Consider the following 14,652-nt stretch of genomic DNA (forward strand, 5'->3'; position numbering starts at 1 on the left):
AACTTCTCTGCTTCTTTTAAAGAAGAAAACGCCCTTCGTTCCAAACCAGCAACGAAGGGCATAGACAGATTAGATACGATTACTTCTCGATGTCGACGTTTTCGAAGTGGTGCTTACCTAGTGGATCAACCACATAGCCTTTCACTTCTTTACGCACTGGTTCAAACACAGTTGAGTGAGCAATGATCAGCGCTGGCGCTTGGTCATGCATGACGACTTGTGCTTGTTTGTACAGTTCAACACGTTTGTTATGATCTGCCGTCATACGAGCAGGCTGGATCAGGTTTTCAAAGCTTTCGTTACACCATTTGGAGTAGTTAGAGCCTTGTTTTTTCGCAGCACAGCTAAATAATGTGGCAAAGAAGTTGTCTGGATCCCCATTGTCACCCGTCCAACCCATCATGACCGTTTGTGGCTCACCGTCTTTAGCACGCTTGAGGTATTCACCCCACTCATAGCTAACAACTTTTGATTTCACGCCAACTTTCGCCCAGTCCGCTTGGATCATTTCGGCCATGCGGCGTGCATTTGGGTTATATGGGCGCTGAACTGGCATCGCCCACAAATCAATTTCAAACCCATTCGGGAAACCTGCTTCTGCTAACAGTGCTTTGGCTTTTTCTGGATTATATTCATAATCCTTCACGGCATCGTTATAGCTCCACATGGTTGGTGGGATCAGGTTTTTCGCTTTTTGGCCTGCACCTTGGTAAACCGCTTCGATGATCGCATCTTTATTCACTGCCATTGACAATGCTTGACGAACCTTTTGATTATCCAGTGGTTTTTTCTCTACGTTATAAGAGAGGTACCCCACGTTCAGACCTGGTTGCTCTAACAAGGTAATATCTTTGTCTTGTTTCATGCGCTCTAAGTCAGCTGGATTTGGATATGGCATAACTTGGCATTCATTTTTTTGCAGTTTCGCATAACGTACTGAAGCATCAGGCGTGATTGAAAACACTAAGCGGTCAAGTTTTGGTTTTGTTCCCCAATATTGGTCATTCGCTTTATATAAAATGCGGGAGTCTTTTTGATACTGTTGTAAAACAAAAGGGCCCGTTCCGATAGGGTTTAAATCAACTTTTTCAGGGGTTCCTGCTTTCAACATTTGGTCAGCATATTCCGCAGACAAAATGGAAGCGAAGTCCATTGCCATATCCGCTAAGAATGGTGCTTCAGGGCGAGTTAGTGTAATTTTTACAGTGTTATCATCGACTTTTTCAACTTTATCGATAATTTTATCCATATCCATTCCCATGAAGTACTCATAGCTACCGCCAGAAACTTTATGATATGGGTGGTTTGCATCTTTTTGACGCATGAATGTATAGATAACATCATCCGCATTGAGGTCACGAGTTGGTTTGAATTCTTTGTTTGAGTGCCACTTCACGCCTTTGCGTAGGTGGAAGGTATACACTTTTCCATCATCACTCACTTCCCAGCTCTCTGCTAAGCCTGGCTCAATCTCTGTAGTACCTAATTTAAACTCAACTAAACGATTATACAGCGGAATTGAACTTGCATCGTATGTTGTACCAGACGTAAATAACTGAGGGTTAAAGCCTTCTGGCGAACCTTCTGAACAGTACACTAATGTTTTAGCTTGTACTGATGCCGACACTGCTAATGCTGCTAGTGTTAATCCTACTGAAAGTAGACCTGTTTTTTTAATAGAGCGCATCTGTATGCTCCTGTGGTGTTCATGTTGTTTTTGCTCGATGACTAACCCCGCCATTAAAATGACAGAAGTAGTATCTGTATTTTTGTTATTCATTGAGCAATTAATCAACTGTCACTCACTTCGTCAATAGCTGCATTGACTCACTACACACAAAACTCGTAACATATTAGAAACAATTAGCATGTTAATTTAGGCTAAAATAGCAATAATGAAGCCAATAAGTAGGCATTATAACCATATTATTAGTAATGATTAGTGTTTTGTGTTGGGGTTATTTATTTTTATATTTGTGATTAAGTGCTGAATTACTGAACGAATATAGCGCTTTACCCAATAGCTGCTGAAATAAAACACTGAAGGAAATGAGGATTGAAATTATTTTAGCATGTTATTATTTAGTTTATTTTTTATCCATATTAAAAACATTCGCCTGTTCATGCTAAACATAATTTTAACCAATTGATAACTTAAAGAATAAAATAATTTTTATGCGTTCCTTTTAATCATTCAAGCTGTATACATAAAATTCTATGATATTGTTGATAAAAGCTACAATTGGCTAAGGCGCTCCCCTCCCTCTCATGCTGTTGTTAAATTATTGGCTAATAACGCATACTCGCTTGGATACCAGAATGGAGGCTATTAGCAACAACCTGATTAACTTGCCAAATAGGCGCTTCAAGGAAAACATGATAATTGATTGCCCCTATTGAACCCCTCACTCCAGCCTTGCAGCCTAATAAGGCATTTTTTCGCCAAAATGTTGTTCTATCATTTGCCGTTACCCCCATTCCAATAGAACTGTACAACTGAGTTTGTTCCCTCGGTATATCCCAACTCACTTCATTGTGTAGCTTTAAGCTATTGTCCCCCAACTCAATACCATCTGTATTTGGAAAACCCTGCACGCCGTTTCTTCCAAAAAAAGCCTCTCGCTCTAATAATCCATCGAGTTTAGAGCGGCTCAATTGGATATCTAAACTATTCTGATAATAAATAGGTGTGCTTCCCCAAGCTGATGAAAATGATAGCTGGTAAATTTGAGGCCGTTCTAACCCTGTAATTTGTGTCGCATTGGCGCCAAACAAACGGTTCCCTTGTTTGTATTTCAGAGATACCGTCGCTTGGCCTCGTGAAAAAATGTGCTGGTAAATCAGTTCACCAGACAAATAGCTCGCTAGCCGCCTTTGCGTTACCAGGCGTTGCCCTGCTAAAAAGGTATCAATAGTTTGAATTTGCGAACTAACATTAAATAAAGTAACGCTATTTTCAGTGCGATTAAAAATATATTGTGCGGTCAGTAATAATGCCCGATTACGTTGCTGCATCTTCAATGCGATGTCATTAATTGGTATCTTTGTTTGGCTATTTTGGTAATGACTATAAAGAGAAAACAACCAATAACGATATGGTAGCGAATAACCAAGTGCGATAGCTTGTAGCTTATTTCCATTCGAAGAACCTAAAGAATGATTTGCATTTAAATACAGCGAATCATTTATCCGTAACGGATTAGCAAAAATAACATCATGAGAGATGACGGCTTTAGGCTGGCTATCAAAAGGACGATATTCAATAGACAATGTTCCTCTTTGAGCACGTTGATTCCCACCAACGACAATAATCTCAGTTGCCTGAGGATTCATCTCATCAGGCGCTAAATTAATATGGTAAGGAACTAAAGCTGCATTTTGTAGATTATACAAACCCTGTTCAATATGTCGTAAATTTAGAACATCGCCCGTTTCAAAAGGAAAAATATTGGCTCCCCCCTGATAATGAATATTCGAAATAGCCCCTGTAATAACCTCGGCCTGTAAAATGTCCAAAAACAAGGGTTGTTCAGGGTAAGACAGATAAGACGTTAAATAACCTGCTTTAATCAGCTCTGTATTTATATAATCCGCATAGGTAAGTAACTCAGACGGAGTCATACATCGACCTTCAATCATCCCACGCCAGATTTTTATCTGCTTAGGTTTAATCTTGGGTAACCGCTCCATACCCATTAAATTAAGAACGTTAATAATGATACAAGATAGGGGCGTAAGCTGGCTCACATCCGCATTTTGCCTATTTGGCGCTGCAAAACCTTTTGGTATCACCGCTATTAGGGCAACAAAGTAAAGGATAAGAAAAATAGAGGGGTTAACATGTTTGGTTTTCATTAACGAGTCCTTGTCATGAAAAATACCTTTATCAGCGCCATAAACAACTTGAGCTAATAAATAAGCTTTATTGTAGCCAGTACGTAATTCATGAGGAAAACTCAAACCGTAGGTGTGTATAACACCAAATACAGCAATAGGTTGCAATCAAAGTTAATCTGAAAAAATAATAATCGAAAGGTTTAAAATTGCGAGGAGCTAAAACGAGAAAACCCACCTCTATGAGGTGGGTTTTGGAATTTGGTCGGCGAGAGAGGATTCGAACCTCCGACCCACTGGTCCCAAACCAGTTGCGCTACCAAGCTGCGCTACTCGCCGAAAACGGTGTGAATAATACTGCCAAGAATGGGGGTCGTCAACCCATTTTTATCGAATCTCGTTCATTTGCTGATAAAACCGCCAAAAATGTAAGGTTTCTTTGTTTTTTTACCAAACTCACTACAAAAATAAGCGCTAAATACAATTTAGCGCTTATTTATCAAACAGATTAACTTTTATAAAAAGACACTCAGTTGCACATTAAATGTGCAATTTGGCCTTATTGTAGTAACGAAATATCTGCCACCTTTAAAAATAGCTCACGTAACTGGCTTAAAAGTGTTAAACGGTTCACTCGAACAGCTTGATCTTCATCCATTACCATGACATTTTCAAAGAATTCATCAACGACATCACGTAAAGAAGCGAGCTCAGCAAGTGCATCTTGGTAGTTTCTTTCTGCAAACATTGGTGCCAGCTTATCTTGCAGAACAACAACGTGTGTCGCCAGTTTCACTTCTTCTGGCGTTTTCAGCACAGATGCTAAAACAGTATCAGATAATTTCTCATCTGATTTACTCAGAATATTTGAAACTCGCTTATTTGCCGCCGCAAGGGCCTGTGCTTCTTCCAATGTACGGAAATGCGTAACTGCTTTCACGCGTGCATCAAAGTCAGCAGGCTGCGTTGGACGACGCGCTAATACCGCTTGAATGGTATCAATGCTATAACCTAGCTCTTGATACCAAGAACGGAAACGGCCAAGCATAAATTCAACCACATCATTGACTACATCTTTGTTGGTTAATTTATCACCGTATAAACGTGCAGCCTCTTCAGTCATTTCCACTAAATCAAGCTGGTAACCTTTTTCAACGATAATACGCAGAACACCTAATGCAGCACGACGCAAAGCAAATGGGTCTTTATCCCCTTTAGGGTGCTGGCCGATTCCGAAGATACCCGCTAATGTGTCCATCTTCTCTGCAAGTGCTAATGCAGCAGAAACATCAGTAGAAGGCAGCTCATCACCAGCAAAACGTGGTTGATACTGCTCTTTAATTGCTAATGCAACGTCTTCTGATTCACCATCATGGCGTGCATAATGCATTCCCATGACACCTTGTGTATCAGTAAATTCGAAGACCATGTTGGTCATTAAATCACATTTCGCTAATAACCCTGCACGAGTTGCATGGTTAACATCCGCACCAATTTTACCTGCAATCCAACCCGCTAAAGCTTCTAAACGATCCGTTTTATCACGCAATGTCCCTAATTGTTTTTGGAACAAGACTGTTTCTAGGCGTGGTAAATTATCTTCTAAACGTTGCTTACGGTCAGTTTTAAAGAAAAACTCCGCATCGGCTAGACGAGGACGAACGACTTTTTCGTTACCAGAAATAATCTGCTGTGGATCGGAAGATTCAATATTCGCCACGAAAATGAAATTTGGCATTAAATTGCCAGCGTTATCATAAACAGGGAAATATTTTTGGTCGCCTTTCATAGTATAAACCAGCGCCTCTGAAGGAACTTCTAAGAATTTCTCTTCAAATTTAGCAGTTAATACCACTGGCCATTCAACCAATGAAGCAACTTCTTCTAATAAGCTTTCGGTTAAGTCTGCTTTTCCACCCAACGCTTGGGCCGCTTTTTCTGCGTCGGCTTTGATAACCGCTTTACGCTCTTCGTAATCCGCCATGACTTTACCGCGTTCGCGTAAAATAGCCGGATATTGCTCAGCATTATCAATCGTAAACTCAGGTTCGCCCATAAAGCGGTGACCACGAATCGTTCTCGCGCTCTTAATGCCTAAAATTTCACCGTCAATAACATCGCTACCCAGTAGCAGTGTAACAGTATGAACAGGACGCACAAATTGTGTGTCTTTATCTGCCCAACGCATCAATTTAGGGATAGGCAGTTTCGCTAATGAACGGCTGACCATATCCACCAGCAATTCGCTGACAGCTTGGCCTTTCATTTGCGCACGATACAGTAACCATTCGCCTTTATCTGTCGTCAAACGCTCTGCTTGATCAACAGTAATACCACAACCACGCGCCCAGCCTTCCGCCGCTTTAGTCGGCTGTCCGTCTGCACCAAATGCTTGGGCAATAGCAGGGCCACGTTTTTCAACTTCACGATCAGGTTGTGATGCCGCTAAATCGGCGATTTTAAGCGCTAAACGACGCGGAGCAGCAAACCAAGTTACTGCGCCGTGAGCAATGTCAGCTCCATCAAGCTCTGCGGTAAAGTTTACAGCGAATGATTCAGCTAATGAACGAAGAGCCTTCGGCGGTAACTCTTCGGTACCGATTTCCACAAGGAAAGTCTGTTGAGTCATGACAGCCTCTTAGTTCTTATGACACATAGGGAATCCAAGCGCTTCACGTGAAGCATAATACGCTTCTGCGACCCCTTTAGTGAGGGTACGAATTCGTAAAATATAGCGTTGGCGTTCAGTAACAGAAATGGCTTTACGCGCATCCAGTAAGTTGAAAGTATGAGCGGCTTTTAAGATGCGTTCATAAGCAGGCAATGGAAGAGGAGTTTCCAATGCTAACAAATGTTGTGCTTCTTTCTCATATTCTTCGAAGCATTTGAAGAGAAAATCAACATTTGCATATTCGAAGTTATAGGTGGATTGCTCAACTTCATTTTGGTGATAAATATCACCGTAAGTGGTTTTGCCTAACGGGCCATCACACCACACAAGGTCGTACACACTGTCGACACCTTGGATGTACATTGCCAAACGTTCTAAACCATAAGTGATTTCACCCGTTACAGGTTTACATTCAAGCCCACCAACTTGTTGGAAGTAGGTAAACTGAGTGACTTCCATCCCGTTTAACCACACTTCCCAACCCAGTCCCCAAGCACCTAGTGTTGGGTTTTCCCAGTTATCTTCAACAAAGCGGATATCATGAATAGTTGGGTCTACCCCTAGCTCTTTCAACGAGCCGAGGTACAGTTCTTGGATGTTGTCTGGTGATGGTTTGATGATCACCTGAAACTGATAATAATGTTGCAGACGGTTTGGGTTCTCACCATAGCGACCATCAGTTGGCCTACGAGAGGGTTGAACATAAGCCGCAGCAATAGGCTCAGGGCCTAATGCACGCAAACACGTCATTGGATGGGAGGTTCCTGCGCCGACTTCCATGTCCAGTGGTTGAACAATGGTACAGCCTTGACGCGCCCAATAATCCTGTAATGTCAGGATAAGACCTTGGAAGGTTTTGGTATCAAACTTTTGCATGTTAGATCCGCACGCGATACGTTAAATTTAATGAAAGTACGCCAGTATACCCTTTGACCGACAGATATACAGCATTGAATATGTCTGTATTTATTCTAAAAATAAAAAAATATCCTTTCATCCCTTTTAAACTGGTTATTTATACAGTATAAGTATTGTGTTTTTGAGGCAAGTTGATTGTGATTGGAAAAAGGATGAAAAATGGATACATCACCAACACGTTGTCATTGGGTCAATCAAGATCCTGAATATATTGCCTACCATGATGATGAATGGGGCAAACCAAACCATGATAATCAGCATTTATTTGAAATGCTTTGTTTAGAAGGGCAGCAAGCAGGGTTATCTTGGTACACAATTTTAAAAAAACGCAAAAACTATCGGGAATTGTTCCACCAATTTGATCCCCAACGTATTGCATTGATGAATGAAGACGATGTTGAGCGATTAATGCAAGACCCACGAATTATTCGTAACCGCTTAAAGATCAATGCGATAATTGCAAATGCAAACGCTTATTTAGCAATGCAAAAAAATGGAGAAGACTTCTCAACTTTTTTATGGGAATTTGTCGACGGACAGCCAATAATCAACCGCTGGGAAAGCTCGTCCCAAGTCCCCGCAGAAACAGAACTTTCCAAAAAACTCTCCAAAGCACTCAAAAAACGGGGATTTAAATTTGTTGGCTCAATCACCTGTTATGCCTTCATGCAAGCCACTGGCATGATAAATGACCACTTAATTAGCTGTTACCAATTTAAATGATTCAGAATTTATAGATGGACCACCCTGTTGGGAAAGAAAAATAAACTATCAAAACATCAACATCAAAAACTATATGTCTATTTATTTCTTTATTTGCAACATTTTAAATTGAAATTAAATAAAAATAAGCGGTTGAACTCTAGGATTGGGCAGAGTATGTTTTAAATTCCATTAACAACCTAATAGACATATGTGAATTAATGCAATGATATTTTCTAAATTTGGTAATAAGTTCGCTCAAAATTCAGGGATTTCATTATTAATGAAAGACTTGAATGAGGGCATCAGAACCCCTGGCTCCATCATGCTTGGTGGTGGTAATCCCGCCCATATCCCTGAGATGGATAAATACTTCCAAGAATTATTAACTGAAATGTGTGCAAATGGCCAATTGACGGACACTTTATGCAACTATGATGGTCCTCAAGGCAAAGATGCCATGTTGAAAGCGCTTGCAGCAACGCTAAAAGCAAAACTAGGCTGGAACATCAGTGCGAAAAATATCGCGCTAGCAAATGGCAGCCAAAGTGCTTTTTTCTACCTATTTAACCTGCTAGCCGGTCGCTTTGAAGATGGTATCACTCGTAAAGTCCTCTTTCCTCTTGCCCCAGAGTATGTCGGGTATGCGGACTCAGGCCTTGATGACGACCTGTTTGTTGCGAACAAACCACAAATTGAATATTTACCTAATGGCCAATTTAAATATCGTGTTGACTTTAATACTTTAGAAGTCACTGATGATATTGGTGTTATTTGTGTATCTCGCCCTACAAATCCAACAGGGAACGTGATCACAGATGAAGAAGTTGAGCACTTAGATCAATTAGCAAAACAACACAACATCCCATTGCTGATAGATAATGCTTATGGTGTACCTTTTCCAGGTATTATTTTTAGTGAAGCGACACCATTTTGGAATGAAAATGTCATTCTTTGTATGAGCTTATCTAAGCTTGGTTTACCAGGTACTCGCTGCGGTATCATAATTGCCAATGAAGAAATCATTGAAGCCGTTAGTAATATGAACGGTATTATTAGCCTCGCCCCTGGTGGTGTAGGCCCTGCATTAGCACTGGAAATGCTGAAAAGGGATGATTTAATCTCATTATCTAAGAATGTTATTGGCCCTTTCTACCAGCAACGTGTTGAAGAAGCTATTAAGATCATTCGCCGTTATATACCCGAAGATAAATGCCTCATTCACAAACCAGAAGGCGCTATTTTCTTATGGCTGTGGTTTAAAGACTTACCAATTAATAGCTTAGAGTTATACCAACGTTTGAAAAAGCGTGGTGTCCTGATGGTACCTGGGCACTATTTCTTCCCTGGTATTGAACAAGACTGGCCACATGCACACCAATGCATGCGAATGAATTACGTTCCTGAGCCAGAAAAAATAGAGCAAGGGATCAAAATATTAGCGGAAGAGTTAGAAAAAGCATATCAGGAAGTGACTTGCTAGACGAGATAGAAATCTTGTTTTAACTGCGTCTGACTCGCTAATTTTAAGAAAAAAAAGCCCTTTCAAATTGAGAGGGCGAAAAATTAGCGAGAACTCCGTAATTGAAATCAAATAACTTTTTCAATACGAATATCATTCAAATCTATTAGAACACCTTTTTTGTTTGGTTATAGCTTGAACAAAAGCACTTTTAGCTGCTATATGTTCGGATACCTCATTTCACTGTCGTGCTCCCTACCTTACATCAGATTAACTATCCAATTGAAATATTAAATATTTTTAACCTTTCAATTGAAAAAACTCCGCATATCATCGTAAACATTAAAGAGTCCAAAATAGAATCGCAATTAATTGTGGAGAAATAATCCGCAAAAACATCGCTAATGGATATACCGTGGCGTAAGACAGCGCAGGTGCACCACTCGTTGGGTGAATGTTATTAGCAAATGCAAGCGCCGGAGGATCAGTCATTGAGCCCGCTAATACACCACATAAGCTCAAATAGTTCATTTTACCAAACACTCTGGCAACAATACCGGTAATAAATAAGGGAACAAACGTAATGAGTAACCCATAACCAATCCAGGTTAATCCATCGCCTCTGATCAGCGTTTCAATAAAATCACCACCTGAATTTAGCCCAACAACAGCAAGGAACATCACAATGCCAAGCTCTCTTAATGCAAGATTAGCACTTGGAGGCATAAACCAATACAGGCGTCCAATAGTACCAATTCGACCTAGAATCAGTGCAACAACTAGCGGTCCACCAGCGAGCCCCAATTTTAATGCGGCGGGGAAACCAGGCACAAAAACAGGAATTGAACCAAGAACCACACCAAGTCCTATACCTAGAAAGACAGGTAACATTTGCACCTGCTGTAATTTTTGTTTGGCATTTCCTAGCAACGCTGTGACAGCTTCAATGGACTCTGGCCGCCCAACAATATTTAAAATGTCGCCGAATTGCAGTACTGAATTATTATTCGCAACTAAATCAATCCCTGTTCGGTTTAATCGTGTGACAACAACATCATATTTTTGTTTTAAGTTCAGGTCTTTAAGCCTTTTACTCAATACAGCATCATTAGTAATCACCACGCGAACAGAATGCAAAATGGAACTTGATGTAGATAAAGAGGCATCAACTTCCTCCCCTAATATTAAGCGTACTTTGTTTAGGTCATCTTTTTGCCCAACAACATGCAGTAAATCACCTAAATGAATTTCTGTTGTTGGCTGGGGAACAACCAGCATATCGCCACGTTTTAGCCTTGAACACACAATCGCTTCACTACCGAGCAATGGAATATCTTGCATCATTAAGCCATCAAGGTTGGCATTACGGATCGCAATATTCATGGTTTGCAATGTATCGCGCTGTTGGATATTGGTACTATTAAAGGCGGAGTCTTCTTTATCGATTGAAATTCTGAAAATAATCCGCACTAGCCACATCACCAATAATATTCCACAGATCCCCATGGGATAGGCCATTGCATAACCCATTCCCATTTGGCCTACAAGGTTTGGGTCTGATCCTAAATCTGTCAGAATTTGCTGGCCAGCCCCAAGAGATGGGGTGTTTGTCACTGCCCCTGAAAAAATACCCAGAATAATGGGGAGTGGAATATTGGCAACTTTGTAAATAATGGCTGTAACTATTGCGCCTAAAGCCACAATCATTAATGCAAAACCATTAAGCTTCAAACCTGAAACACGTAATGAAGAGAAAAAACCAGGGCCAACTTGAATACCAATAGTATAAACGAACAAGATTAAACCGAATTCTTGAATAAAGTGCAGCATGTCCTTATTAAGTTGTAGGCCATAGCTTTGGGCGAAGTGCCCGACAATGATCCCGCCAAAAAGGACACCACCAATTCCCAATCCAACATTACGGATTTTCCAGTTTCCTATCCATAACCCTAGAGCGGCAGCCAACGCCAACAAACTTACAGTAAGAGCTAGTTCACTCATAGACCGCATCCTTTTGACGACAAGTTACCCAGAAACCAAGCCTATATCGGCGATAAAACATACTACTGAATCGATTATGCCAAATAGAAAAAGAGTAAGATGTGTCATAGAGCACACTTTAGAATGAATTAAAATCTCTATGTCTTTGAATTTTCAGATTGATAACAAATATCAAAATAATCATTCTTTCTTTTTCTAAGTTCTTCACAATTCATAAAATAAATACAAAAAAGAAACAATCTTCATCAATAAGATATAATTAAATATTAATTAAGAAAATGTATGCCATTTAATTAAATAATAATACAACACTGCGATTGTGAATTTTTTGTTTTTCGATATGATGAATGAAAATCAGGAATAATCAGCAAAATATAGGTTAACCACCATATGCCGAGTTTACATGCAGCACGATTAATTGCTCTTATCACACCGCTGTTTTTAAGCGGCTGCTCAAGTATTATGACTCATGCAGGTCCCTCTGATGGTTACTACCCAGGCTCTAAAAATAGCATTAAAATGATGAACGATGATGAAACTGGCTGGGTAGTTAGGCCTCTACTTGCGATTGACCTCCCATTTTCTATTGTTATGGATACACTTCTAATCCCTTTAGACTATGCAAGATCAGGCGATGATGGAAAAGAGGACTCCCCTAAGAAGCGATTAGAAGGTCTGAATAATAAAGAAAATAAAGAATAATACTCATTCAGGTTGGAAATCTATCTTAATCCCTAATTAAAAATGGGATATATAGTGCGTTATTTTCTATTTATTAGTGACACCAATTTTTCTTGTTATATTTTCGAAAATGCAATATTTAACGACACTTATCTGAAATATTTTCGTGTTGAATATCCAACTTAAAAAATTACCTTATTAAAATATAAAATAATTAGAGCATAATTCAGAATAAAATAAAGTCATTTATGAATAAAAGAGCTTACTACTTCTCTTTTATTCATAATTATAGTGACCTACTGATATTATTCTAACAATGTAAACCCGTTTCTACGATATAAAGTTGTCTAAAACCTTCTATGTCTCGCATGAATGCGATAAGTTTATCATTCGGAGAAAAAACGACCGCATCAGCGCTAGGCGCTTGTTCAGTACGCTCAGTTAATCTAATTAACGTTTGTGTCGCAACATGGCAAATGGTCACACTGTTGTCGTACACGAAGCAAATATGCTCACCTTTACTATCCCAATTAAATGCAGATTGTATTGAAGAATCACCATGAGTGATTTGATTTAGCTCCCCCGTTACACTATTAACTAACCATAACTGCACGTTGCCAAAATCATCATGCATCAAACAAGCTATTGATTTACCATCTGGTGAAGTACGAAGCCAATGCCTCGGCTGTTTTGCTAAACCTGGATACTTACGCTGATGCGTATAAGTAAGCCGCTTTTGATGTACACCTTTTGGTGGTGCAGGCAGACTCAACTCCGTCCCCTGAAGTGGTTTTTCACCTGCAACCATACAACATTGAGGCTGTGAAGGTAAATCCACAATGAAAATTTCAGGAATGACCTCACCATCCTGAGTATGTGTATCCCCAATAAAAACAAGTGCCCTTTCTTGCCATTGACCATCTTGTTTTTGGTAACCTCGTTGCCCAACCCAACCTTCTTCATAGGCACGGCTAATTTCATCACTATCAGGCTTAGGTTCTGCAATCGTCTGGCTCACAACACAACAAAAGTAGTCCCCATTATACTCACGTTTATGTTTTTTCGGCTCAACATTAACAGCCCCTGCGGGTACAGCAATAGCCACATTCCGTTGATCCAACGTCACATCTAACTCATGCATCACATGGTCGTTATACGTAAAACTTAACCATTTACCATCAGGACTATACACATGGACATGAGTCCCCCCTCTCAGTGCACCTGCAATATAAGGCGGTGAAATACACATCGCATCTATAGGACAAGCCACATTCAGTTGAATGTCATGGACATATACACCACGGCGATGATGAAAGTCATAATACCATTGCTCATCAGGGTATTCTGGGCCATGAATGAATGCATATTGAGGGGGGTGTTGTGAACTTACTGTCACGACACCAACATGCGCCCCATAGTTAGCTCGATAAATTTCGACTTCTTCCAATGTATTTACATGAATTTTTTCTATCGATAAACCCGTAAATGAACTGCCATTTGGTCGAATGTCATAAGCTATCCACAAGCTATCAGGTGTCCATACATTAATGTTCGTAAGTTGGTGGCTCCGATTATCGTTTGTTAAACGTGTTTCTTTATAAGGCAATTTACTATTCAATCTGTTATCCTTTCACATCATTTAATATAGCTATCGGATTACTTTAACTAATCTAATTTGCATGGTACTAGAAAATCTCAGTCGAGAAATTTCAAAAGTAATATTACCCTTTAGCAATAACTTTAATATTGAATAAAACCATTATGTTATTAAGTGTGCTTTATATTATAGGTATCACCGCTGAAGCAATGACAGGCGCTCTGGCAGCTGGTAGACGTAAAATGGATGTCTTCGGTGTCATTATTATTGCCTCTGCAACCGCTATAGGCGGTGGTTCTGTGCGTGATATCTTACTTGGACACTACCCATTAGGCTGGGTCGCACACCCAGAATATATCCTAACTGTTGCTGGCGCAGCTGTTGTCACCATTTGGATAGCGCCAATGATGAAACACTTGCGCCGCCTATTTCTTATTTTGGATGCCATTGGGCTAATCGTTTTCTCTATTCTTGGTGCTCAAATTGCGCTCGATATGAATTATAGCCCTATTATTGCCGCAATTGCTGCCGTTATCACTGGTGTATTTGGTGGCGTTCTCAGGGATATGCTGTGTAATACCATTCCTTTGGTTTTCCAAAAAGAAGTCTATGCTGGGGTCTCTTTCGCAGCCGCATGGATTTATATCGGTTTGTTACAAACCCCACTCCCCCAAGATATCGTCGTTATTATTACCCTTGTTGTCGGGTTAAGTGCACGCTTAATCGCAATTCGCTACCGACTTGGATTACCGATATTTAACTACGAAAACCAAGATTAACCTCTAT

Annotated in this window: 10 protein-coding genes and 1 tRNA gene; 4 read left to right on the plus strand and 7 right to left on the minus strand. The window is 40.1% G+C overall.

What is annotated here, in order from left to right:
* Positions 1–79 precede the first annotated feature (79 nt).
* The 5 genes from dppA to glyQ all read right to left on the minus strand — a co-directional run bounded on the left by dppA (position 80) and on the right by glyQ (position 7,381).
* Positions 80–1,687, minus strand: a complete 1,608-nt coding sequence (gene dppA / locus PSF27_RS08385; protein WP_272538933.1) for a dipeptide ABC transporter periplasmic-binding protein DppA — start codon at positions 1,685–1,687, stop codon at positions 80–82.
* A gap of 602 nt (positions 1,688–2,289) precedes the next feature.
* A complete protein-coding gene (locus PSF27_RS08390) occupies positions 2,290–3,855 on the minus strand; it encodes a ShlB/FhaC/HecB family hemolysin secretion/activation protein (protein ID WP_272681265.1) in 1,566 nt (521 codons plus the stop codon).
* 241 nt (positions 3,856–4,096) lie between these two features.
* Positions 4,097–4,173 (minus strand) — tRNA-Pro (locus PSF27_RS08395).
* 220 nt (positions 4,174–4,393) lie between these two features.
* Positions 4,394–6,463, minus strand: a complete 2,070-nt coding sequence (gene glyS, locus PSF27_RS08400; protein WP_206084851.1) for a glycine--tRNA ligase subunit beta — start codon at positions 6,461–6,463, stop codon at positions 4,394–4,396.
* A gap of 9 nt (positions 6,464–6,472) precedes the next feature.
* Positions 6,473–7,381: a glycine--tRNA ligase subunit alpha gene (glyQ, locus tag PSF27_RS08405; RefSeq protein WP_206084853.1), complete on the minus strand. Its 909-nt coding sequence runs from the start codon at positions 7,379–7,381 to the stop codon at positions 6,473–6,475.
* 201 nt (positions 7,382–7,582) lie between these two features.
* Between glyQ and PSF27_RS08410 the strand changes: the two genes are divergently transcribed.
* Positions 7,583–8,146: a DNA-3-methyladenine glycosylase I gene (locus PSF27_RS08410; RefSeq protein ID WP_272681266.1), complete on the plus strand. Its 564-nt coding sequence runs from the start codon at positions 7,583–7,585 to the stop codon at positions 8,144–8,146.
* 205 nt (positions 8,147–8,351) lie between these two features.
* The gene (locus PSF27_RS08415; RefSeq protein WP_206084856.1) at positions 8,352–9,608 is read left to right on the plus strand and encodes a valine--pyruvate transaminase; all 1,257 of its coding nucleotides are present in this window, start codon (positions 8,352–8,354) and stop codon (positions 9,606–9,608) included.
* 321 nt (positions 9,609–9,929) lie between these two features.
* Here the strand turns inward: PSF27_RS08415 and PSF27_RS08420 are convergent, their stop codons facing one another.
* Positions 9,930–11,588, minus strand: coding sequence for a putative transporter (locus PSF27_RS08420; RefSeq protein ID WP_206084859.1), 1,659 nt, complete (start codon positions 11,586–11,588; stop codon positions 9,930–9,932).
* Between the two features lie 390 nt (positions 11,589–11,978).
* On the opposite strand from PSF27_RS08420, the gene PSF27_RS08425 reads away from it, so the two are divergent.
* Positions 11,979–12,290 (plus strand): YceK/YidQ family lipoprotein, encoded by a 312-nt coding sequence (locus PSF27_RS08425; RefSeq protein ID WP_206084861.1) that lies wholly within the window; start codon positions 11,979–11,981, stop codon positions 12,288–12,290.
* 289 nt (positions 12,291–12,579) lie between these two features.
* Here the strand turns inward: PSF27_RS08425 and PSF27_RS08430 are convergent, their stop codons facing one another.
* Positions 12,580–13,887, minus strand: coding sequence for a DUF3748 domain-containing protein (locus tag PSF27_RS08430; RefSeq protein WP_241016857.1), 1,308 nt, complete (start codon positions 13,885–13,887; stop codon positions 12,580–12,582).
* A 143-nt stretch (positions 13,888–14,030) separates the two neighbouring features.
* Between PSF27_RS08430 and PSF27_RS08435 the strand changes: the two genes are divergently transcribed.
* On the plus strand, positions 14,031–14,645 hold the full coding sequence (locus PSF27_RS08435) for a trimeric intracellular cation channel family protein (RefSeq protein ID WP_206085224.1): 615 nt from the start codon (positions 14,031–14,033) through the stop codon (positions 14,643–14,645).
* Positions 14,646–14,652: the final 7 nt, after the last annotated feature.

It is taken from the genome of Providencia sp. PROV129 (assembly GCF_028482245.1).
Taxonomy (GTDB): Bacteria; Pseudomonadota; Gammaproteobacteria; order Enterobacterales; family Enterobacteriaceae; genus Providencia; species Providencia vermicola.